We start from the raw sequence: 23,109 nt of genomic DNA, 5'->3' as shown, positions 1-23,109 counted from the left end.
CCTGGGCAATCACTCGCCCAGGCGCAGGCCGCTTTTTTTCAGGATGCGGGTGGAAAAGAGGATGTCCCGGGCGCCCAGGGCGCCGGGGAACTCGGCCTGGATCAGGGTGGCGATGCGCCCGACTTCGGCTTCGACTTCCGCCCGGCTCTTGCCGTGGACCATGGCGAAGAGGTTGTAGGGCCAGGCCGGCGGATGGTCCGGTCGGCGATAGCAGTGGGTGACCGATTGCAGCCCGCCGACCCGCTCGCCGACGGCGTCGATCACCGCCGGGTCGATCTGCCACACACTCATGCCGTTGGCGGTGTAGCCGATGGCGTAGTGGTTGGGCACGGCGCCGATGCGGCGGATGGCGCCCGCTTCCAGCAGGCGGGCCAGCCGCTGCCGCACTTCGGCTTCGGCCACGCCCAGCTGCTCCGCCAGGACCAGGTAGGGACGCGGCACCAGGGGCAGGCCGGCCTGGGTGGCAAGCACGATGCGGCGATCCAGGTCATCCATGGGGAAAGTGGCGTCCATCAACGGTTTCCTGGCAGGCAGCTTGCAGACGCCATACCCGTCCCCGACGGAACGGCATGCCGGCATTGCCCCCGGACAGCACGGGCCGCCCGGGTGGAATGGGCCTGCAGCGTGAGCCAAAGCGCCACGACAGGTTGGGAAATGCTGAGATCGACGGTCGCGGCGTTCATGCCTGCAGCTTCATTTCAACGAAGTATTCCTTCTCTTTCGGGAAGGGATAGACCGGGTAGCCGGTGGCGGCCTCGATGGCCTGCACCGCAGCGTCGATGCCTTCCGGCGTTTCCGTCGCCAGCACGAACCACATGTTGAAGGCGTGCTCCCGGGCGTAGTTGTGGGCCACCTGGGGCAAGGCATTGACCTGTTCCGCCACCCGCTCGAATTCGGCTTCGGGCACGGCCATGGCGGCCAGGCAGAAGGCGCCGCCCAGGCGCTCGATCTGGAACATGGGGCCGAAACGGGTGAGGATGCGGTCGTCCAGCAGGGACTGCAGCCGAGTCAGCAGTTCGGCCTCGCTGATGCCCAGCATGGCCGCAGCCTCGGCGTAGGGTTCCGGGCTCAGGGGAAAGTCGCCCTGGAGGGCGTTGATGATGCGCCGATCCAGTTCATCCGGTTCCCGGGCCGGCGCCAGGGCGGCGCGGCGGGAGGGCTTGGCCTGCTCCACCGCGTCAGCCATGGGCGGCCTGCCTCAGGGGATCGGCATCTGCCCGGGGCGCCTGGGGCGCGTAGCGGGCGCCGGTCTGCTTGTAGCGCCGGGTGGAAAAAAGCAGCTCGTTGGGGAAAGCATCCAGCCCCAGGCGCTCGCCCAGGCTGCGGCGCAGTTCCACCACTTCCTCCCGGGCCTTGCCGTGGATCATGCAGAACAGGTTGTAGGGCCAGTGGGGCGCCATGGGGCGTCGGCGGTAGCAGAGGGTGACGCCGGGCTCGGCGGCGAGGCGCTCGCCCAGGGCGCTCACCTCCCCTTCCGGCACGGCCCAGACGCACATGGCGTTGGCGGTGTAGCCCAACTCATGGTGCCGCACCACCACGCCGAAGCGCTTGAGGATGCCCCGCTCCAGCCACTGGCCGAGCAGTGCCAGCAGACGCCCTTCCTCCAGGCCAGCCCGGTAGGCCAGGGCGCGGAAAGGCTGGGGCTCCAGGGGCAGGCCCTCCTGCAGCACCGGCATCAGCCCCTGCTCTTCCCGGGTCAGTTCGATGGGCTGCTCCAGGGAGGGCACCGCCGCCACCGGCTGGCGCCGGGCGCCGCCGCCAGTCAGGTCGAAACCCAGGTCGATGTGGAACTCTTCCACCAGGGGCAGGGAAATGACAGGGCAGCCGGTCTCGGCCTCGATGGCCGCCAGCACCGCATGCAGACGCAGGGCGTCCGGCGCGGTGGCGACGAACCACAGGTTGTAGGCGTGTTCCCGGGCGTAGTTGTGATTGACCTCGGGATGGGCGCTGACCCGGCCGGCCACCCATTCCAGCCGCTCCGGCGGTGCCTGCAGGGCGGCCAGGGTGCTGGCGCCGACCCGGCGCGGGGCAAAGACGGCGCCGATGCGGTTCACCATGCCCTGCTGCTGCCAGTGGCGGTATTGCTCCAGCACCTCCGCCTCACTCAGCCCCTGGGCCGCACCGATGGCTGCAAAGGGCCGGGAGACCAGGGGGAAGTCCCGCTGGTAGTCGTTAAGCAGGGGGAAGCGGGCGGCGTTCATGGGCATGGACGGGCGAGGCGTCAGAAGCCGGTGCGGGCAGCACGGCTAGTGAAGAAGATGCCGCTCGGGCTCTCCGCCTTCAGTTCGGCCACCGGCGCCTTGGTGCGGGTGTCGAAGACGGTGACCTTGTTGTCGTCCCGGGCCGAGAGCCAGACGGCTTCGCCGCGGGGCGCGAACTCCATGTGCAGGATGGCCTTGCCCGGCTGCAGGGTGTGGGTCACCTTGCCTTCCAGGGTGTCGATGACCTGGACCCAGCCGTTGTCGGGGAAGGCGAAATTCACCCAGATCTCCCGCCCGTCGGGCCGGGCCATTACGAACACCGGCTGGCTCTTCACCGGAATGCGGGCCGTCTCCTTCCAGGTCTTGGTATCCACCACCAGCACCTCGTGGCGGCCGATGGCGGGTAGGTAGGCCTTGCCCCCGGCCACGGACCAGCCCCGCAAGTGGGGCATCTTGTACACCGGCAGGGGCTGCTCGCCCTTGCCGTAGCCGGCGAGAATCTTCTGCACGCCCTGCTCCGGCTGCCAGGTGTCAAGCATGGCCAGACCGTCCTCGCCGAAGAGGCCGGCGATGTAGTAGCGCCCGTCCGGCGTCACCAGGGCGTCGTAGGGCTGCTTGCCGGCGGAGTACTTCTGCACCTTGGGGGCCTTCAGGTTGGAGAGGTCGGCCACCCAGATTTCCCCGGCTTCGAAGAGGGAAAAGGCGAAGCGGTTGCCCGACAGGTCGGCCAGGCCCACCACCTTGGAGCGCACCCCGTTCATATCCACGGAAGGAATGTCCGCCACCAGCTCCAGGGTCTCGGCGTCGAAGGCCTTGATGCCGCCGGGCTCGTAATTCTGGGCCACCACCAGCTTGCCGTCCTGGGAAATGGCGCCGCCGATGGCGTTGCCGGCCTGGACGATGCGCTTGGCAATGGAGGCGGTGAGGATATCCACCTTGGTCAGGCCGCCGTCACGGCCGAAGACGTAGGCGTAGCGCTGGTCCCGGCTGAAGACCACGGAGGCGTGGGACAGGTCCCCCAGCCCGGGCACCTTGGCCAGAGCCGTTTTCGAGGTGGTATTGACCACCTGCACCTGGCCGATGGAACGCTCGATCACCACCCCCAGATCGCCGGTACCGCGCGGCGCCGGGGCGCTGGCGCAACCGGCCAGAAGGGAAAGCAGCAGGGCGGGCAGGAGCAGCAGACGGGAGACGGCAGGCTTCATGGCAGTCTTTCGCGGGAAATTCATTTTGGGATTATTCAGTAGGGAAGCCGGCCTGGAGCTGCTGCACGATCCACTCAGCCTCGGCTTGGCTGACAATACCCTTGAAGGGCGGCATGGGCGTACCCGGCCGGCCGTGCAGGATGGTGGCCACCATGCTCTCGGCAGGCCGCTGGCGGAAGGTCTCAGCCGTCAGCGCCGGCCCCAGACCACCCTTGAGGGTCAGACCATGGCAGGAACCGCAATCCTGGCGAACCATATGCACCAGTTCCTTGGCGCGGGGAGCAGGAACCACCGCTTCCGTGGCACTAACGGAAAGGGGCAGCAAGGCCGCGGCCAAGCCAAGGTCGCTCAGGCAAAGTCGGGGAAAAGAAATGGTGGGCTTCATGGGCACCCATCTTGCCGCCCGGCCCGCCAGGGCACTTTGATAAGCATCAGCTTTCGATGCAGAAAGCCCGTGAGGTTTGTAGGGGAAAATACAGACAGAGGCTGAAATAAGTTTGCCTCCAGTACGACTAATCTGGATTAAATCACCAGCTGGATATGCCCTTGAAGTAACAATCAGGAGAGTTGGTGCCAACGCCCATTTCTCATTCGTTTTACAACATGCTGGCGGAACTCTTCAGGACGCAATTGATGCACCCTCTTATGGCGTCGTGTATTGCAATACCAACATGCTGCTGCAATATTGCCAGGAGAGTTCTTCCCGCCATCCTGTCGGGCTCTAAGGTGCTCAGCCGTACACTGAAGCAAGCGAGCCTGGGCTAACGAATAATTGTGGGAATTTGCAAATCCTGCTAAATCAGCCAGCCACATGGCACTTCCACAATAGAAGCACCGGCCCTGCTGATTTCTATATGCAGATTCGCGAAGACGAACGGGAATTTTGTACGGCATAGCGGTTCTTTCAATAGGATTAGAAATGAACCCCGCTAGCCGCTTTGCGGTCACGGGAACCAGTTGATTTGATCTAACTGGCCCTACATGCATTTCTTTAGAATATGCACGCTTCGATCATACTGAATTACTAGCCTTTTTCCAATGCGGAGGCTCCTCCTCTGTAGAGGAGCCCCCCAACCCTCTCAGCGGAAAAACTCCTCCAGCCTCTCAAACACCGCATGATCCGCCCCATGGCGGCGGACCGTGCGCACGTCTTCCAGCTTCTCCACCTGCTTCACCATCTGCTCCAGGCGCCGGTCTTCCAGGACCAGTAGCCAGATGCGGCTGATGCTGCCGTCGCCTACGGGCAGGCAGAGGATGCCTTCCACGTTGTAGGCGCGGCGGGAGAAGAGGCCCACCACGTGGGACATGACGCCGGCGTGGTTGTTCACTTCCAGTTCCAGCACGGTGCGCTGGGGGCGGGCCAGGGCGGCATTTTCGTTTTTGCTGACAGCGTTCATCTCAGCCTCCAATCATGTCGGTGTTGGCGGCGCCGGGGGGCACCATGGGGTAGACCTTCTCGTTCATGTCGATGAAGGCGTGGATGAGGCAGGGGCCGGGCCGTTGCAGGGCCTGGCGCAGGGCGGCCCGGGGATCGGCGGCGGTGTCCAGGTCCAGGGTGTCGATGCCGAAGCCTTCGGCAATCTTGAGGAAATCGGGCTGGCCGGCGAATTTGGAGGCGAAGTAGCGCTTGCCGTAGAACAGCTCCTGCTGCTGGTACACCAGGCCCAGGGCGTCGTTGTTCATGAGCACGATCTTCAGGTTGGCGCCGGCTTCGGCAATGGTGGCCAGTTCCTGGATGTTCATCAGGATGCTGCCGTCGCCGGTGAAGCAGACCACGGTGCGCTCGGGCTCGGCCAGGGCGGCACCGAGGGCGGCGGGAACGCCGAAGCCCATGGTCCCCAGGCCGCCGGAGGTGAGCCACTGGCGCGGCCGGCGCAGGGGGTAGGCCTGGGCCACCCACATCTGGTGCTGGCCCACGTCGGTGGCGATGGCGGCGGAATCGTCCAAGCAGTCGGCCACCGCCTGGATCAGGCCGTAGTGGCTGCGCGGGTCTTCCAGGTTGGGCCGCTGCAGGCGGAAGCGGGAGCGCAGATCGCCCATGTGGGTGAGCCAGCGCTTGCGCAGGTGGGCCTCCACCAGGGGCGAAAGTTTTTCCAGCACCTCGCCCACGTCGCCGGCGATGCCCACGTGGGCGTTCTTGATCTTGTCCAGTTCGGAGGGGTCGATGTCGATGTGGATGATCTGGGCCTTGGGGCAGAAGGCGGCCACCTTGCCGGTAGCCCGGTCGTCGAAACGGGCGCCGACGGCGATGAGCAGGTCGCACTCTTCCAGCAGCAGGTTGGTGTAGCGGGCGCCGTGCATGCCCAGCATGTGGATGGAGAGGGGATGGTCCACCGGCATGGCACCCAGGGCCATGAGGGTCATGGTGGTGGGGAGCGATGCCTTCTCCGCCAGGGCCACGGCGGCCTCGGCGGCGCCGGAATGGACGACGCCGCCGCCCAGATAAAGGATGGGCCGCTCGGCGGCGTTGATCATGGCGGCGGCCTTCTCGATGGCCGCCATGTCCGGCGCCGGCAGGGCCTGGCGGCCGCCGGGGGCGGGCCACTCGCTGACCTCGATGGCCTGGGCCTGGACGTCCTTGGGAATATCCACCAGCACCGGGCCGGGGCGACCGGAGGCGGCCAGGGTGAAGGCCCGGGGAATCACCTCCAGCAACTCCTCGGCGGAGTTCACCAGGAAGTTGTGCTTGGTGATGGGGATGGTAAGGCCGTAGGTATCCACCTCCTGGAAGGCGTCGGTGCCGATCATGCTGCGGGGCACCTGGCCGGTGATGGCCACCAGGGGAATGGAATCCAGCTTGGCGTCGGCGATGGCGGTCAGCAGATTAGTGGCACCGGGGCCGGAGGAAGCAAGGCAGACGGCGGGCTGGCCGCTGGCCCGGGCCATGCCCTGGGCGATGAAGCCGGCGCCCTGCTCATGGCGGGCCAGCACGTGGCGAATTTTCTCCGAAGCCGAGAGGGCGTCGTAGAAGGGCAGGATGGCGCCGCCGGGAATGCCGGAGACGGTGGTGACGCCCTGGTGTTCCAGCAGGCGGACGACGATCTGGGCGCCGGTAAGGGTTTCCGGCGCCGGGGCGGCATCCGTCTGGCGGGCGGCTTGGGGGGCTGAGGCATTCATGGCTGGGCTTCTCCTTGCGTAATCCGGTTTGGCTTGCCGGTCGGAGGGCCCAAAAACAAAACCCCCGCCGGGCTGTCGCGCCGGCGGGGGGTTGGTGGAATTCGGTTGGTTTCTTTACCGGACTTCGCTCATCCCAGCGGCGCACGCGCGTACTACTACGACTACGCGTACTACAGCGCCTACTACGCCAATGACGGACGCGCCCGCGCCGGCCCGGGAGGGCAGCGTGTTGCAGCGGTCGAAGTCGGCGAAGTTGTGCATGGGGCTGATAAAGGATTCGCGGTTGGTGGCGGAAAAAAATCCGCCGGTAAAAAAAGTTTTTGCCACTGCTCCGGCAAAAACGATCCGACGATTATGCAGAAATTCCGGCGGGGCATGCAACAGGAAATTCACAGTTTCTGTGGATAAGTCTGTGGGCCGTTCCGGGACAGCCGGTGAAAAGCCACAGTATTACTGGGGATTAAACACTCTGCCCGTTTTCTGGGCAAAACGCTCCCGGCTGTGGAAAAGGCCCTGCCGCCAAATACACTATATGTAGTTGTCTATTACTCTCGTACTACTACCTGTAGTGTCCAACCCCTTGCCCTCCGCTTGAGGGCTGGGGTAAAGTCTCCTCCGCGACGGTTCCCCGATTTCGGGACAAATGGGAATCCGGTGCGGCGATCAAGGAAGTCGGGATCAGACGGATTCCCCGCGAATCCGCAGCGAACTTTCCGCCCATGCCGGAGCTGCCCCCGCAACTGTAAACGGCGAGTTCGATGTCCACGCGTGCCACTGGGAGGCAGTTCCACCGGGAAGGCGGGCATCGGGCCAGGACCCGTGAGCCAGGAAACCTGCCGTCGCCAATTTTTCAGTCTGACCAGGGGCGGGGTGCCCCCCGGTGGATCGGGATTGTCCGCTGTCGGCCGCCATGGGCGTGCCCGCCGGCGCCTCGGCAGTCCCGCCGCCCTGGGCCCCCGTTCCGTTGATAACGGGAGTTCCACGATGCAAGCCGGCCTCTTCGCCACCCACCAAGCGTCATCCCACCTGCCCTCCGACAATCTGGACGACAGCCTGCCCAACGCCGCCGATCTGGCCGGCCGGGCCCAGTCCTTCGAGGTCATCCGCCGCAACGGTTCGGTGGTGCCCTTCAATGCGGAGAAAATCTCCGTCGCCATGAACAAGGCCTTCCTGGCCGTGCACGGCAGCCAGGGCGCCGCCTCGGCCCGCCTGCGGGATCTGGTCTCCCGCCTCACCGCCATCGTGGTCCAGGCCCTCACCCGGCGCCTGCCCGGCGGCGGCACGGTGCATATCGAAGACATCCAGGACCAGGTGGAACTGGCCCTGATGCGCTCCGGCGAGCACGACGTGGCCCGGGCCTACGTGCTGTACCGGGAAAAGCGGGCCGCCGAACGGGCCGCCCAGGCGGCGGCCGCCCCCGCTGCCGCCGGCCCCCTGCTGCACGTGGTGGACGGCGACCGCCGCTTCCCCCTGGACCGGGCCGCCCTGCTGCAGCAATGCCGGGAAGCCTGCCAGGGCCTGGCCGACGTGGCCGCCGAAACGGTGCTGGAGCAGGCCCTGCACAACCTCTACGACGGCGTGCCCCTGGCCGCCGTGCGCCAGTCCCTGGTGCTGGCCGCCCGCACCCTGATCGAGCGGGAACCGGGCTACAGCAAGGTGGCCGCCCGCCTGCTGCTGAGCAGCGTGCGCGTCGAAGTGCTGGGGGAGGAAGCCAGCCAGGAGGCCATGGCCGCCCGCTACGCCGAAGCCTTCCCCGGCCTCATCCGCACCGGCGTGGACGCCGAGCTGCTGGATGCCCGCCTCAAGGACTACGACCTGGAACGCCTGGCCGCCGCCCTCAAGGCCGAGCGGGACCTGCAGTTCGACTACCTGGGCCTGCAGACCCTCTACGACCGCTACTTCCTGCACGTGGACGAGCGCCGCATCGAGCTGCCCCAGACCTTCTTCATGCGCGTGGCCATGGGCCTGGCCCTCAACGAGATCGACCGGGAAGCCCGGGCCATCGAGTTCTACAACCTGCTCTCCTCCTTCGACTTCATGAGCAGCACGCCGACCCTGTTCAACAGCGGCACCCGGCATTCCCAGCTCTCTTCCTGCTACCTCACCACCGTCTCCGACGACCTGGAAGGCATTTACCAGTCCATCAAGGAAAACGCCCTGCTGCAGAAGTACGCCGGCGGCCTGGGCAACGACTGGACCCCGGTGCGCTCCCTGGGGGCCCGCATCAAGGGCACCAACGGCAAGAGCCAGGGCGTCATCCCCTTCCTCAAGGTGGTGAATGACACCGCCGTGGCGGTGAACCAGGGCGGCAAGCGCAAGGGCGCCGTCTGCGCCTATCTGGAATCCTGGCACCTGGACATCGAGGAATTCCTCGAGCTGCGCAAGAACACCGGCGACGAGCGCCGCCGCACCCACGACATGAACACCGCCAACTGGATTCCCGACCTGTTCATGCAGCGGGTCATCAACGGCGGCGAGTGGACCCTCTTCTCCCCCAGTGACGTGCCCGACCTGCACGACAAGTTCGGCAAGGAATTCGAAGTCGCCTACAACGCCTACGAGGCCAAGGCCGACCGGGGCGAAATCCGTCTGTTCAAGCGCATTCCCGCCGTGCAGCTGTGGCGCAAAATGCTGACCATGCTGTTCGAGACCGGCCACCCCTGGATCACCTTCAAGGACGCCTGCAACCTGCGCTCGCCCCAGCAGCACGTGGGCGTGGTGCATAGCTCCAACCTGTGCACCGAGATCACCCTCAACACCTCCGACTCCGAGACCGCCGTGTGCAACCTGGGTTCGGTGAACCTGCCGGCCCACCTGATCCTGGTGGATGGCCAGCTGGTGCTGGACCAGGCCAAGCTGCAACGCACCATCCGCACCGCCATGCGCCTCCTGGACAACGTGGTGGACATCAACTTCTACGCCACCCCCAAGGCGCGCAACGCCAACGTGCGGCACCGCCCGGTGGGTCTGGGCATCATGGGCTTCTCCGACTGCCTGCACCGCCTGGGCCTGCCCTACGCCTCCGAGGCCGCCGTGGAATTCGCCGACCGCTCCATGGAAGCCGTCTGCTACCACGCCTACTGGGCCTCCACCGACCTGGCCGAGGAACGGGGCCGCTACTCCAGCTTCAAGGGCAGCCTGTGGGACAAGGGCATCCTGCCCATCGACTCCCTGCAGCTGCTGGAAGACGCCCGGGGCGGCTATGTGGAAGTGGACCGCAGCACCACCCTGGACTGGGACGCCCTGCGCGAGCGCATCGCCCAGGTCGGCATGCGCAACTCCAACTGCGTCGCCATTGCCCCCACGGCCACCATCTCCAACATCATCGGCGTCTCCGCCGCCATCGAGCCGGAGTACCAGAACCTCTACGTCAAATCCAACCTCTCCGGCGAATTCACGGTGGTGAACGAATCCCTGGTGCGGGACCTGAAGGCCCTCAACCTGTGGGACGAGGTGATGATCTCCGACCTCAAGTATTTCGACGGTTCCCTCGGCCCCATCGACCGCATCCCGGACGAGCTGAAGGCCCGCTACGCCACCGCCTTCGAGATCGACCCCACCTGGCTGATCCGGGCCGCCGCCCGCCGCCAGAAGTGGATCGACCAGGCCCAGTCCCTCAACCTCTACGTGGCCGCCCCCTCCGGCAAGAAGCTGGACGAGATCTACAAGCTGGCCTGGACCCAGGGCCTGAAGACCACCTACTACCTGCGCACCCTGGGCGCCACCGCCATGGAAAAGACCAGTTCCCCGGTGGACCGGGCCGCCGCCCCCGCCGCGCCCGAGCCCAAGTTCTGCTCCATCGACAACCCGGATTGCGAGGCCTGCCAATGAGCCAACTGCGTTTCGACGACTGGGACGACGCACCCGCCGCCGCCCAGCCTACCCCGGCTGCAACGCCCGCCCGGCAAGCATCTCCAGCCCCCCTGCCCGCCCAGGCAGGAACGGCGGCGTCCCTGGCCGGCACTACCCCGGCAGCCGCGCCCCGCCTGCCTGCCGGCGGCATCTCCCTGGCCCCCATCAACCCGGAAGACAAGCGGGTGGTGAACGGCAAGGCCGACATCAACCAGCTGGCGCCCTTCAAGTACCCCTGGGCCTGGGAGTTTTTCCTCAACGCCAACCGCAACCACTGGACGCCCCTGGAAATCTCCATGGCCCAGGACGTGCATGACTACAACCACAAGCTGACGCCGGCCGAGCGCCACGTCTTCGAGAACGTGCTCTCCTACCTCACCACCTCCGACATCCTGGCCATGCGCAACATCGGCCTGGCGGTGATGGAGAAGATGAGCGCGCCGGAACTGCAGATCTACCAGGCCCGCCAGGTCTATGAAGAGGCCCTGCACACCTGGACCTACCAGCACTGCATCGAAAGCCTGGGCCTGGACCAGAAGGAAATCTACAACCGCTACCGGGTGGTGCCGGAAATCCACGGCAAGATCGCCCTGGCCAACCGTCGCCTGGAGCGGGTGATGCGTTCCGACTTCGACCTGACGGACCGGGACAACCTGCACGAATTCGCCCTCTCCTACCTCTTCTTCGCCGGCATCTTCGAAGGCTGCTGGTTCTACAACGGCTTCACTCCCATCTTCGCCCTGCAGCGCCGGGGCCTGATGAAGGGCACCGCCGAGCAGCTGCAGTACATCATGCGCGACGAAGTGCTGCACTGCGCCTTCGGCATCCGGGTGGTGCGCCAGCTCCTGCAGGAAGAAAACCTGACCCTGGACCCGGTCCAGGTCAAGGCCTTGTGGGAAGAGGCGGAAGCCGCCGAGTCGGCCTACGCCGGTTACATCCTGCGGGAGCCCATCCTGGGCTACAACGCCGACCTGCACCGGGACCAGTTCCGCTTCATCGCCAACCGCCGCGCCCGCCAGCTGGGCCTGGCCGAGCCCTTCCCCGGTGCCGAGAACGTGCTGCCCTGGCTCGACGAACAGGCCAATATGCGCAAGGAAAAGAACTTCTTCGAAACCCGCGTCACCGAGTACCAGACCGGCGGCGCCCTGGCCTGGGACTGAGCCGGGCGACAACCAGCGGCACCGTGCCCTGGACGCTACCCCGGCCCCAGGCGGGGATGGGGCAGCCCAGGACACAGACTTTTGTCATAGATGGGATTGGGGGTATGATCGCGCTCCTGATCGCCTGCAGTTGCGATCCCGGCTCCCCAGGGAGCCATTAGCAGTCAAAGGTGTCCGGCGGCAGCAGCCGCCGGGTGAAACGGGAACGAAGTAACGGCCATCACGGCCCCAAGCTTCGGCTGCCCCCGCAACGGTAAGCCAGTGCGGATGTTCCACGGCCCTCCTCCCCGGAGCGCCAGCCACTGAGCCAGCCCGTCGCCCCCTCACCGGGGTCGGCGACTGGCTTGGGAAGGCGGAACATCAAGACTGGCGAGCCCGGAGACCGGCCTTTGATTTTTGCGTGCCCGCCGTCCATGGAGGACGGTGCCGGCACGAACCTGCCACCGACCGCGGGGTTGCGGACGGAGCGGAGCATGAATCGAAGCGCCGGCCTTCCCTCTGAGCCGAGTTTCTGCCGCCTGCCCTCGGGCCGGCGGTCGCGCCTCATCCTTTGTGCCCCCGTTTCCCGAAGCCCGGTCGGTAGCCATCGACTGGAGTCAGACAGCAACATGGGGAGCATCAACAACCAACAACCGCGGCGCCTCCTGGCCGCCGCCATCGCCGCCCTCTTTTCCCAGGCCGCCCTGGCCGCCGGAGAGCAGGGCGAGACGGAACTGGGCAGCGTGGTGGTGACCGCCTCGCGCATCGAGCAGACCACCCTGGAGGCCCCGGCCGCCGTCACCGTCGTGACGGCCGACAAGCTGGACGCCTCGGGTGCCGTGCGCATCGGCGACGCCCTTACCGCCAAGGTGCCCAGCTTTTACATGCGCAACGGCCTGGGCACCAGCACCCGCATCAACACCGCCCCCATCGTCTCCTTCCGCGGCCTCTCCGACGGCCGGGTGAAGATGATGGTGGACGGCATGAGTCTCTCCGACGGCAATGCCGGCGGCCTGGCCAGCCTGATGGGCATTCCCATGGGCGAGGTGGAGCAGATCGAGGTGGTGCCCGGCTCCGCCTCGGCCCTCTACGGCAGCGACGCCATGGGCGGCGTGGTCAATGTCATCACCAAGGTGCCCACCAAGCAGGAAACCCGGGTCAAGGTCAGCCGGGGCTTCGGCGACGGCGAGCGCAGTGCGGTGGAAGCCAGCTACCGCAACAAGTGGGACAACGGCCTGGCCGCCACCCTGGGCTTCGGCTACGAGGACATGGCCGGTTTCGCCGGCAGCGACCTGGTGGTGCTGCCGGTGGGCACCACCGGCAGCGGCGCCAACGCGGTCCAGGGTGGCCGGGCCACCACCACGGTGGATGGCAAGAAGGCCTATGTGGTGGGGGACCAGGGCGCCATTTCCTCCCACGCCAACAACCTGCATGCCAAGGTCTATTACAGCCTGGATGCCCAGTCCCGCTTCTTCGCCGGCTTCAACCGCAGCGAAAGCAGCATCGGTTTCGAGCGCTTCAACAACTACCTGAGCAAGAACGGCGCCCCCCTCGCCCTGCCCGCCAGCAACGTCTCCATCAACGGCGACAAGCTGGGCAGCATCAAGGAATCGAGCTTCTGGAATTCCAGCAATCCCAACTACCGCCAGGAGACCCGCTATTTCGCCGGTTTCGACGGCAAGCTGGGCAATGGCTACGACCTCAAGGCCAATGTGGGCTACTTCGACCGGGAGGCCTTCTACGTCGGCTCCGGCACCGGCGCCACCTTCGACAGCGGCCCGGGCACCCGCACCAGCACTCCCAACACCACCCTGGATGCCTCGGCCCAGCTGGGTTTTGCCGCGGGCAGCAACCAGTACCTGATCGTCGGTCTCTCCTCCAGCCGCAGCCACCTGCGGCGCAAGGTGTACCAGCTCACCAGCTGGCGCGATCCCGACAGCACCACCGGCGCCCTCAACGAACAGTCAAACGGGGAAAGCACCACCAATTCCCTGTTCCTGCAGGACCAGATCTTCGTCGGCGACGACCTCACCCTCTACCTGGGCGGCCGCCACGACCGCTGGAGCAGCCGGGGCAACATGCAGAAGTTTGTCGGTACGCCCCGAAGCAATCTGGACATCCCGGAGCGCTCCGAATCCGCCTTCTCCCCCAAGGTGGCGGCGGTCTATCGTCTGACGCCGGGCACCAGCCTGCGCAGCTCCCTGGGCAAGGCCTTCCGCGCCCCCTCCAACTACGAGATGTACGCCACGCCCAGCATCAGCAGCCGCCGCCTGCTGGTGGCCGACCCCAACCTGAAGCCGGAAACCTCCACCTCCTGGGACCTGGGCATCGAGACGGCCCTGGCCGGCCAGGGCTCGGCCAAAGCCACCTATTACCGCACCCGGCTGCAGGACATGATCTACCGCAAGCTCAGCCCCTACAGCGGCAGCCTGGCCAATGTGGACTTCTTCGCCACGGCCACCAACGCCGGCCAGGCCGAGGTGGAAGGCGTGGAACTGGCGGCGGAAATGCCCCTCGCCTCCTGGCTGCGGGCTTCCGCCAGCTACACCTGGACCGACAGCCAGATCACCCGGGACGAAAGCGGCACCGGCCTGCAGGGCAAGCGCCTGCGCTATGTGCCGAAGAACACCGCCTACTTCGCCCTGGACGCCCAGTGGCAACAGTGGCGCGCCTACCTCTCCGCCGCCTACACCGGCGAGCAGTTCAGCAAGGAAGACAACAGCGACGTCATCAAGAACGTCTACGGCGGCGTCAGCAAGTACTGGCTGGCCAACCTCAAGCTGAGCTACCAGTTCGACAGGAATTTCAAGGTCAGCGCCGGCATCAACAACCTCTTCGACAAGACCTACTACGAGTACTACCAGATGCCCGGCCGCAATGCCTTCATCGAGCTGAGCGCCTCGTTCTGACCCTGGGAGCCATCATGGAAATCGTCACCCTCATCGAGCAACTGCTCTACCAAGTCTCCACCGCCCTCTACCTGCCGGTGATCGGCGGCTGCGCCCTGCTGGTGGCCTACGTGCCCCTGCAACTGGGCATCACCCTGTTCGACGCCTGGCAGCGGCGCCGCGGCCATCTGCCGGAGGTGGAAAGCTTCAAGCTGCGCCTGGGCCAGCTGCGGCACCGCCTGAAGGGCTATCCGCGCCGCCTGGAGATCGAAGTGGAACGGCTGCTGCAGGCCGAGGAACTGGAACTGTCGCGGCGCCTGGACCGCATCCGCTTCGTCATCAAGGTGGGGCCGGCCCTGGGCCTCATGGGCACCCTCATCCCCATGGGCATTTCCCTGGCCGCTCTGGCCGAAGGCAACATCCCCAAGATGGCCGGCAGCATGGTCACCGCCTTCACCGCCACCGTGGCCGGCCTGGGCGCCGGGGTCCTCGCCTATCTGCTGGCCCTCTCCCGGGAACGCTGGGTGCGGGCCGATGTGCGGGAAATGGCCCACGCCGCCGAACTGACCCTGGCGGAAAGCGGCCAGGCCCTCCCCCACCACCTGCAGACGGAGGCCGACGATGCGGTTGCTGCAGCGGCGTAGGCGCTTCTCCCTGGACGGCGAGGCCCTGGAAGACCCCATCGCCGGGGTCGCCAACCTCTTCGACGCCAGCATCGTCTTCATCGTCTCCATGATGATCGCCCTGTTCATGGCCTACAACATGATGGACCTGCTGGACCCCAGTTCCGAAGTGACCATGGTGAAGAAGAACGCCAACGGCGAGATGGAGATCATCACCAAGAAGGGCAACGAGATCAAAGCCGCCAAGGTCACCGACCAGAAGCTCTCGGGCCGGGGCGAACGCCTCGGCACCGCCTACAAGCTGCCCGACGGGAGGATCGTCTATGTACCGGCCGACTGAGGGCAAGCGCCCGATCCTGTTCCACCTCCGGCACCTCTTCCTGGGCCTGGCCCTGCTGCTCCTGGGCCTGGCGGCCCAGGCCCGACCCCTGTCATTGGTGCTGTTCCCCGGCGACCCGGCCACCCTGACGGCGGTCAATGCGGTGCAGCAGCTGCAACGGGAACCGGTCCTGAAAGAGGTGCGCTTCCACATCGCCTCCTCCTCCCAGCCCAGCCCGGCGGACCTGGAAGCCCTGGCCAAGGCCGACCTGGCCCTGATCTACAACATGGGCCGGGACCTGGCGAAGCAGATTGCCCCCGCCGTGGCCGAAATCAACCGGCGCGGCGCCAAGGCCTACGCCGTCGGCTCGCCCTTCGAGGAAGGTGAACGGGATGCGGGCCTGAGCCGCAACGAGGAACTGCGGGCCTACGCCCAGGCCGGCGGCGTGGACAACTACGCCGCCATGCTGCGCCTGGCCCTGGCCCGGGAATTCGGCCTGCCCCTGGCGGCCCCGCCGCCCCGCCCCTTCCCCGCCGTGGCCCTGTGGAATCCCCGCAGCGGCCAGCTCTTTAGCCGCTTCGAGGACTACGCGGCAGACTACCTGCGGCAGCGCCCCGGCGCCGCCGAGCGGGTCTGGGTGGGCATCGTCTTCAACCGGGTCACGGCCCAGGCCGGCCGCTCGGCCCTGCTCGAAGCCATGGTGGAAAGCCTGGAGCGGCGCGGCTTCAACGTCGCCCCGGCCTTCGGCTTTCCTTCCGAGAATGCCGTCAAACAGTACTTCATCGACCCCAGGGGCAAGGCCCGGGTGGCGGCCTTGGTGGGCCTGGCCCTGAAGATGGGCAACGTGCCGGAGAAAACCATCCCAGTCATGCAGGCCCTGGACGTGCCCGTGGTCAATGCCCTCTCCCTCTTCAACCAGAGCCGCCAGGAATGGGAGGATTCGCCCATGGGCCTGAGCCTCAACGAGCGGGCCTGGCAGATCGCCGGAGCCGAATTCGCCGGCGCCGTGGCTCCCACCGTGGTGGCTTCCAAGGAGCGTCTGACCGATCCCCGCACCGGCCTGGAATACGTGGTGGAGGCCCCCATTCCCGAGCGCATCGAGCGCCTGGCGGACCGGGTGAAGAAGTGGGTGGAACTGCGCTACGAGCTCAACACCAACAAGCGGGTGGCGGTGATCTACTACAACTATCCGCCGGGCAAGGAGAACATCGGCGCCTCCTATCTCAACGTTTTGCCCCGCTCCTTGTGGCAGATCCTCTCCCGCCTGGAGCAGGCCGGCTACAACACCCAGGGCCGCCCGGCCACGGAAGAAGCCCTGTTCGACGCCCTGCGGGAACACGGCACCAACATCGGCAACTGGGCTCCCGGCGCCCTGGAAAAAATGGTGCGCAGCGGCCACGCCATGCTGCTGCCGGTGAGCGACTACCGCAAATGGTTCGACCGCCAGTCGGAAAAGCTGCGCCGCGCCATGGTCCAGGCCTGGGGCGAGCCGGAAAACTCCAGGGTGATGCTGTGGAAGGACGGCAAGGGCAAGCCCCACTTCGTCTTCCCCGCCCAGCGCTACGGCAATCTGGTCTTCGCGCCCCAGCCTTCCCGGGGCTGGGAGGGCGACCTCAAGAAGATGTACCACGACGTGGCCCTGCCGCCCCACCACCAGTATCTGGCCTTCTACCTGTGGCTGCAGAAGGGCTACCAGGCCCATGCCATGGTGCATGTGGGCACCCACGCCACCCATGAATGGCTTTCCGGCAAGGAGGTGGGCTTCACCGCCGCCGATCCGGGGGAGGCCATGGTGGGCGACGTGCCCCAGCTCTACCCCTACATCGTGGACGACATCGGCGAGGCCCTGCAGGCCAAGCGGCGCGGCATGGCCACCATCATCTCCCACATGACGCCCCCCTTCGACAGGGCCAGCCTCAACCTGGAGCTGGTCAAGCTGCGGGGCCTCATCGACGACTACGTGGTGGCAGCCCAGAAGAGCGAATCCGCTGCCGCGGCCGCCCTCGGCGAGATCAACGCCCTGGGCCGCAAGCTGGGCGTGCTCAAGGATATCGGCAAGGACGCCCTGACTGACGGCGAGGAGGTGGAGGAACTGGAGCACTACCTGAAGGAAGTGAGCGAACACCAGGCCCCCTACGGCCTGCACACCTTCGGCATCGCTCCGCCCAGGGAGATGCAGCGCAGCACCGCCGAGGCCATCCTGGCCCTGGCCGGCAAGCTGGCTCCGGCCGAATACCAGCGCCGCCTGGAAGCCCTGATGGCCAATATGGGAGCCAGCGGCAAGGCCGAGCTGGACGCCCTGGAGGCGGGGCTTGCCGGGCGCTACGTGGCCGCCGGCCCGGGCAACGACCCGATCCGCAATCCGGACTCCCTGCCCACGGGACGCAACCTCTACGGTTTCGACCCCTCCCGCCTGCCCACTCCGGGCACCTGGGAACAGGGCCGCAGCCTGGCCGAGAAGTTCGTCGCCGACTACCGGCAGCGCCACGGCCAGTACCCGGACCGGGTGGTGTTCAACCTGTGGAGCACCGAGGCCATGCGCCACGAGGGCGTCACCGAGGCGGAAATCCTCGCCCTGCTGGGAGTTAAGCCCCAATGGGACGAACGGGGCCGGGTCAGCGGCCTGGAGATCATTCCCCGCCGCGACCTGGGCCGGCCCCGGGTGGACGTCACCGTAGTGCCCTCGGGCCTCTACCGGGACGCCCTGCCGACCCTGATGCTGCTGGTGGACGAGGCCGTCTCCAAGGTGAAGGACCTGGAGGAGGACGACAACCCCATCCGCGCCAATGTGGGCAAGACCCGCCAGGCCCTGGAGCAGCGGGGCATCGCCCCGGCCGAGGCGGCACGCCTGGCGGCAGTGCGGGTGTTCACCGAACCTTCCGGCGCCTACGGCACCGGAGTGGACAACGTGGTCCAGGCCGCCAACACCTGGGATAAGGAAAGCCAGGTGGCCGACGTGTACTTCAACCGGGTCGGCCATCTCTTCGGCCAGGGCTACTGGGGCGACCGCCCCGGCGGCGCGGCCCTAGCGGTGGACATCTTCAAGATGGCCCTGAAGGACGCCAAGGCGGCCATCCATTCCCGCTCCTCCAACCTCTACGGCACCCTGGACAACGACGACGTGTTCCAGTACCTGGGCGCCACGGCCATGGCCATCCGTCAGGTGAACGGCAAGTCGCCGGAAACCCTGGTGCTCAACCTGGCCGACGGCAAGGGCGGCAAGCACGAGACCCTGGACAAGTTCATGGGCCGGGAAATGCGGACCCGCTACACCAACCCGGAATGGGTCAAGGCCATGCTCAAGGAAGGCTATGCCGGCGCCCGCTTCGTCATGAAGGTGACCGAGCACCTGTGGGGCTGGCAGGTCACCGTGCCGGAGGCGGTGGACGGCGCCAAGTGGCAGGAGATGTACGAGACCTACGTGGCCGACCGCAACCAGCTGGGCGTCAGGGACAAGTTCCGGGAAGCCAAGAACCTGCGGGCCTACCAGGCGGTGGTGGACAAGATGCTGGTGGCCATCAACAAGGGCTACTGGCAGGCCGAGCCCCGGGTGAAGGCCCATCTGGAACAGGTGAACCGGGAAGTCATCGCCGAAGCGGGCGTCGCCTGCAATGCCAACAGCTGCAGCAGCGCCGAAGTCACCGCCCTGGCCCAGGCCCAGGACGCCCGGGACATGGCCGAGGCCCGCAGCCTGCCCGCCCCGGGCAAGGGCGCCCGCGCCCCCGGCCGCAGCAGCGCCCTGCCGGCCGCCGCAAGCAAAGCCGCCCAGGCCGCACCGCCCCCCGGCGCCAAGGCGGCACCGCCCCCGGCCACCAGGCCGACGCCGCCCGCCCAGGCCGGCGAGCCGGTGCAAGGCTACGCGGTGCAGGAAAGCAAATCCGCCAACAGTCCCCTGCCGCCGGCCGTCACCCACTGGGCCCTGGCCGGCCTGGGGGCCCTGGTGCTGCTCGGCTTCGCCTGGCGCGCCCGGCGCCGGCCATGAGCACGGCCTAGGCCGGACCGTCCCCCTCCGGGGTGATCCTGCTGTCACCCCGGCGTTTGCGCGCAGCCTTCGGGCTGCGTTTTTTTTCGCCGGGCTTTTGCCGAGCCTCCGCCGAGGCCAGGGGCCGGCCGAGGAATAGGGCTTTCCCCGGGAAACCCGGATAATGGCGGCCGCTTCGCTTTATTCGTCTGCACACATTTTTGGATTCGCCATGGAAATCAAGGTCAATTTTCTCGACAAGCTGCGCCTGGAGGCCAAGTTCGACGACTTCACGGTCATCGCCGACCAGCCCATCCGCTACAAGGGCGACGGCTCGGCGCCGGGGCCCTTCGACTATTTCCTGGCCTCCTCGGCCCTCTGTGCGGCCTACTTCGTCAAGCTGTACTGCGAGACCCGCGGCATTCCCACGGAGAACATCCGCCTCTCCCAGAACAACATCGTCGATCCGGAAAACCGCTACCAGCAGACCTTCAAGATCCAGGTCGAGCTGCCGGCGGACATTTCCGAGAAGGACCGCCTGGGCATCCTGCGCTCCATCGAGCGCTGCACGGTGAAGAAGGTGGTGCAGACCGGCCCCGAGTTCATCATCGAGGAGGTGGAAAACCTGGACGCCGACGCCCAGGCCCTGCTCACCGTCAATCCCGATGCCGGCCACCAGACCTACATCCCGGGCAAGGACCTGCCCCTGGAGCAGACCATCGCCAACATGTCCGCCTTCCTGGCGGGCCTGGGCATCAAGATCGAGATCGCCTCCTGGCGCAATCTGGTGCCCAATGTGTGGTCCCTGCACATCCGCGACGCCCATTCCTCCATGTGCTTCACCAACGGCAAGGGCGCCAGCAAGGAAAGCGCCCTGGCTTCGGCCCTGGGCGAGTACATCGAGCGTCTGAGCTGCAACCACTTCTACACCCACCAGTACTGGGGCGAAGAGATCGCCAACGCTCCCTTCGTGCACTACCCCAACGAGCGCTGGTTGAAACCCGGCAAGAAGGACGCCCTGCCCAAGGAAATCCTCGACGAGTACTGCCTGGAAATCTACAACCCGGACGGCGAGCTGCGCGGCTCCCACCTCATCGACACCAACTCCGGCAACGTGGCCCGGGGCATCTGCTGCCTGCCCTTCGTGCGCCAGTCCGACGGCGAGGTGGTGTACTTCCCCTCCAACCTCATCGACAACCTCTACCTCAGCAACGGCATGAGTGCCGGCAACACCCTGGCCGAAGCCCAGGTGCAGTGCCTGTCGGAGATTTTCGAGCGGGCGGTGAAGCGGGAAATCCTCGAAGGCGAAATCGCCCTGCCCGACGTGCCTGCGGAAGTCCTGGCCAAGTATCCCGGCATCGTCGCCGGCATCCAGGGCCTGGAAGAACAGGGCTTCCCCGTGCTGGTGAAGGACGCTTCCCTCGGCGGCCAGTTCCCGGTGATGTGCGTCACCCTGATGAATCCGCGCACCGGCGGCGTCTTCGCCTCCTTCGGCGCCCATCCCAGCATGGAAGTGGCCCTGGAGCGCAGCCTCACCGAGCTGCTGCAGGGCCGCAGCTTCGAGGGCCTCAACGACCTGCCCCGGCCCACCTTCGAAAGCCAGGCGGTGACCGAGCCCAACAACTTCGTGGACCACTTCATCGACTCCAGCGGCGTGGTCTCCTGGCGCTTCTTCAGCGCCAAGGCCGACTACGATTTCGTCGAGTGGGACTTCTCCGGCCACGGCGAAGAATCCAATGCCCATGAAGCCGCCACCCTGTTCGGCATTCTCGAAGAGATGGGCAAGGAGGCCTACCTGGCGGTGTACGACCAGTTAGGTGTCACCGCTTGCCGCATCCTGGTGCCCGGCTACTCGGAAATCTACGGGGTGGAAGACCTGATCTGGGACAACACCAACAAGGCCCTGGCCTTCCGCGAGGACATCCTCAACCTGCACCGCTTGAGCGACAAGCAGCTGGCCGCCCTGCTGCAACGGCTGGAAGAGAGCGAGCTGGACGACTACACCGACATCATCGGCCTCATCGGCGTCGAATTCGACGAGAACACGGTGTGGGGCCAGCTGACTATCCTGGAACTGAAGCTGCTGATCCATCTGGCCCTGGGGCAGCTGGCGGAGGCCCATGACCTGGTGGGCGCCTTCCTGCAGTTCAACGAGAACACCGTGGATCGGGGCCTCTTCTACCAGGCCATGAACGTGGTGCTGGAAGTGGTGCTGGACAAGGATGAAGGCGGGGACCTGGACCTGGCCGACTACGAGGCCAACTTCCGCCGCATGTTCGGCAACGAGCGCATGGACGCGGTGATCGGCTCGGTGCAGGGCACCCTGCGCTTCCACGGCCTGACCCCGACCAGCATGAAGCTGGAAGGGCTGGACCGGCACCAGCGGCTGATCGACAGCTACAAGAAGGTGCATGCCGCTCGGGCCAAGGTGGCAGCCGGCGGCTGACCCGGAACGGCGGCCCCGCATCGGCCGCCGCCCCACTCCCATAAAAAAAAGCCGGGCCCGAGGGCCCGGTGAAATTCGTTCCAGGGAGGGAACGAGCGCTATTCCTGCGTGTGCTTCGCTTCCAGCCACAGGGCGTTGACCACCGCCAGCAGCACGGCGAAACCCAGGCCGAGAATCCAGGTGAAATACCACATGGCATGTACTCCTTTGCTTGATTAGTAGAGGGCCTTGTCGTTGGCGACGATGTAGTCCCGGGTCACCTTGCCGGCCATCACCCGGTAGGCCCAGCCGGTGTAGGCGATGACGATGGGGGTGAAGATCAGGGCCACGTAGAGCATGACGTTGAGGGTCACGTAGCTGGAGGTGGCATCCCAAGCGGTGAGGCTGGCCTTGGGCAGGGTGGAGGACGGCAGCACGAAGGGGAACAGGGCGACGCCGGCGGTGAGGATCACCGCCAGGCAGGCCACGGAGGAGCCGATGAAGGCCACCAGGGTCTTGCCGGCCCGCAGGCAGGCCAGGACCAGCAGCCCCCCCGCGTAGGCCAGGGCAGGCACGGCCCACAGCAGGGGATACTTCTGGTAGTTGGCGAACCAGGCCCCGGGCTGGCGGACCACTTCCTTCATCAGGGGATTGAGGGCACCGCCCACGTCGGCGATGGACTGGATGACGAAGCCGTCGAGACGGCCCACCCATACCCCGGCGGCGGAGAAGGCGGCCAGCAGCAGCACCGCCAGCACCGTACCGGCGCCCCTGGCGCGGGCCTGCAACTCCCCTTCGGTGCGGTGGGCGAGGAAGGTGGCGCCCTGCAGGGCCAGCAGGGACAGGCTCACCACGCCGCAGAGCAGGGCGAAGGGATTGAGCAGGGCCCAGAAGCTGCCGGTGTAGAAGGAGCGCATGGTTTCGTCCAGGTGGAAGGGCACCCCCTGGAAGAGATTGCCGAAGGCCACGCCGAACACCAGGGCCGGCACCGCGCTGCCGGCGAACAGGCCCCAGTCCCAGGCGCTGCGCCAGGCCGGATTGGGCAGCTTGGAGCGGTACTCGAAGCCCACCGGACGGAAGAACAGGGCGAACAGCACCAGCAGCAGGGCCCAGTACATGCCGGAGAAGGCGGTGGCATAGACGAAGGGCCAGGCGGCGAAGATGGCGCCGCCGGCGGTGATGAACCACACCTGGTTGCCGTCCCAGTGGGGCGCCACGGTGTTGATCATGACGCGCCGGTCGGTGTCGTCCCGGCCGAGGATGGGCAGCAGGGTGCCGACGCCCATGTCGTGGCCGTCCATGATGGCGAAGCCGATGAGCAGCACGCCCACCAGCAGCCACCAGATGAGTTTCAGGGTCAGATAATCGAACAGCATCTC

At 66.5% G+C, this 23,109-nt stretch carries 18 protein-coding genes and 2 riboswitches; of the genes, 8 read left to right on the top strand and 10 right to left on the bottom strand.

The window, feature by feature from the left end; genetic code table 11:
• Positions 1 to 9 precede the first annotated feature (9 nt).
• From OEL49_RS04065 to ilvB, 8 genes are all read right to left on the bottom strand, one after another.
• Positions 10 to 513: an AsnC family transcriptional regulator gene (locus OEL49_RS04065; protein ID WP_287874051.1), complete on the bottom strand. Its 504-nt coding sequence runs from the start codon at positions 511 to 513 to the stop codon at positions 10 to 12.
• 166 nt (positions 514 to 679) lie between these two features.
• Positions 680 to 1,186, bottom strand: a complete 507-nt coding sequence (locus OEL49_RS04060; RefSeq protein ID WP_287874050.1) for an Lrp/AsnC family transcriptional regulator — start codon at positions 1,184 to 1,186, stop codon at positions 680 to 682.
• Entirely contained in the window at positions 1,179 to 2,207 is a 1,029-nt protein-coding gene (locus tag OEL49_RS04055; RefSeq protein WP_287874049.1) for an Lrp/AsnC family transcriptional regulator, read from the bottom strand. The genes OEL49_RS04060 and OEL49_RS04055 overlap by 8 nt, the downstream gene beginning before the upstream one ends.
• A 14-nt stretch (positions 2,208 to 2,221) precedes the next feature.
• Positions 2,222 to 3,406, bottom strand: a complete 1,185-nt coding sequence (locus OEL49_RS04050; protein ID WP_287874048.1) for a cytochrome D1 domain-containing protein — start codon at positions 3,404 to 3,406, stop codon at positions 2,222 to 2,224.
• A gap of 31 nt (positions 3,407 to 3,437) precedes the next feature.
• Positions 3,438 to 3,791, bottom strand: a complete 354-nt coding sequence (locus tag OEL49_RS04045) for a c-type cytochrome (protein ID WP_287874047.1) — start codon at positions 3,789 to 3,791, stop codon at positions 3,438 to 3,440.
• Between the two features lie 173 nt (positions 3,792 to 3,964).
• Complete coding sequence (locus OEL49_RS17385) at positions 3,965 to 4,219, bottom strand: HNH endonuclease (RefSeq protein ID WP_414635381.1); 255 nt, start codon at positions 4,217 to 4,219, stop codon at positions 3,965 to 3,967.
• A gap of 266 nt (positions 4,220 to 4,485) precedes the next feature.
• Positions 4,486 to 4,803, bottom strand: a complete 318-nt coding sequence (gene ilvN / locus OEL49_RS04040; protein WP_130458139.1) for an acetolactate synthase small subunit — start codon at positions 4,801 to 4,803, stop codon at positions 4,486 to 4,488.
• 1 nt (position 4,804) lies between these two features.
• Complete coding sequence (gene ilvB / locus OEL49_RS04035) at positions 4,805 to 6,523, bottom strand: acetolactate synthase large subunit (protein ID WP_287874046.1); 1,719 nt, start codon at positions 6,521 to 6,523, stop codon at positions 4,805 to 4,807.
• A 105-nt stretch (positions 6,524 to 6,628) separates the two neighbouring features.
• On the opposite strand from ilvB, the gene OEL49_RS04030 reads away from it, so the two are divergent.
• From OEL49_RS04030 to OEL49_RS03995, 8 genes are all read left to right on the top strand, one after another.
• Positions 6,629 to 6,931: a hypothetical protein gene (locus OEL49_RS04030; RefSeq protein ID WP_287874045.1), complete on the top strand. Its 303-nt coding sequence runs from the start codon at positions 6,629 to 6,631 to the stop codon at positions 6,929 to 6,931.
• A 196-nt stretch (positions 6,932 to 7,127) separates the two neighbouring features.
• A riboswitch (cobalamin riboswitch) is annotated at positions 7,128 to 7,378 on the top strand.
• A 129-nt stretch (positions 7,379 to 7,507) separates the two neighbouring features.
• Positions 7,508 to 10,354: a ribonucleoside-diphosphate reductase subunit alpha gene (locus OEL49_RS04025; RefSeq protein ID WP_287874044.1), complete on the top strand. Its 2,847-nt coding sequence runs from the start codon at positions 7,508 to 7,510 to the stop codon at positions 10,352 to 10,354.
• Positions 10,351 to 11,535 (top strand): ribonucleotide-diphosphate reductase subunit beta, encoded by a 1,185-nt coding sequence (locus tag OEL49_RS04020; RefSeq protein WP_287874043.1) that lies wholly within the window; start codon positions 10,351 to 10,353, stop codon positions 11,533 to 11,535. The genes OEL49_RS04025 and OEL49_RS04020 overlap by 4 nt, the downstream gene beginning before the upstream one ends.
• Positions 11,536 to 11,686: 151 nt before the next feature.
• A riboswitch (cobalamin riboswitch) is annotated at positions 11,687 to 11,940 on the top strand.
• A 203-nt stretch (positions 11,941 to 12,143) separates the two neighbouring features.
• The gene (locus OEL49_RS04015; RefSeq protein ID WP_287874042.1) at positions 12,144 to 14,423 is read left to right on the top strand and encodes a TonB-dependent receptor plug domain-containing protein; all 2,280 of its coding nucleotides are present in this window, start codon (positions 12,144 to 12,146) and stop codon (positions 14,421 to 14,423) included.
• 14 nt (positions 14,424 to 14,437) lie between these two features.
• Positions 14,438 to 15,046 carry a MotA/TolQ/ExbB proton channel family protein gene (locus OEL49_RS04010; RefSeq protein ID WP_152089541.1) on the top strand — a complete coding sequence of 203 codons (609 nt, stop codon included), beginning with the start codon at positions 14,438 to 14,440 and terminating at the stop codon, positions 15,044 to 15,046.
• Entirely contained in the window at positions 15,024 to 15,365 is a 342-nt protein-coding gene (locus OEL49_RS04005; RefSeq protein WP_014236992.1) for a DUF2149 domain-containing protein, read from the top strand. The genes OEL49_RS04010 and OEL49_RS04005 overlap by 23 nt, the downstream gene beginning before the upstream one ends.
• The gene (locus tag OEL49_RS04000; protein WP_287874041.1) at positions 15,349 to 19,326 is read left to right on the top strand and encodes a cobaltochelatase subunit CobN; all 3,978 of its coding nucleotides are present in this window, start codon (positions 15,349 to 15,351) and stop codon (positions 19,324 to 19,326) included. The genes OEL49_RS04005 and OEL49_RS04000 overlap by 17 nt, the downstream gene beginning before the upstream one ends.
• 211 nt (positions 19,327 to 19,537) lie before the next feature.
• The gene (locus OEL49_RS03995) at positions 19,538 to 21,751 is read left to right on the top strand and encodes an OsmC domain/YcaO domain-containing protein (protein ID WP_287874040.1); all 2,214 of its coding nucleotides are present in this window, start codon (positions 19,538 to 19,540) and stop codon (positions 21,749 to 21,751) included.
• A gap of 98 nt (positions 21,752 to 21,849) precedes the next feature.
• On the opposite strand, the gene cydX is transcribed toward OEL49_RS03995, so the two are convergent.
• On the bottom strand, positions 21,850 to 21,945 hold the full coding sequence (gene cydX / locus OEL49_RS03990) for a cytochrome bd-I oxidase subunit CydX (RefSeq protein WP_014236989.1): 96 nt from the start codon (positions 21,943 to 21,945) through the stop codon (positions 21,850 to 21,852).
• Positions 21,946 to 21,966: 21 nt separating this feature from the next.
• Positions 21,967 to 23,106, bottom strand: coding sequence for a cytochrome d ubiquinol oxidase subunit II (gene cydB, locus OEL49_RS03985; protein WP_287874039.1), 1,140 nt, complete (start codon positions 23,104 to 23,106; stop codon positions 21,967 to 21,969).
• Positions 23,107 to 23,109: the final 3 nt, after the last annotated feature.

Origin of the sequence: Azospira sp. (assembly GCF_030247495.1) — a bacterium.
Taxonomy (GTDB): Bacteria; Pseudomonadota; Gammaproteobacteria; order Burkholderiales; family Rhodocyclaceae; genus Azospira; species Azospira oryzae.
Note: the sequence above shows the minus strand (reverse complement) of the source record. Positions and strands in the feature narration are given on the sequence as shown.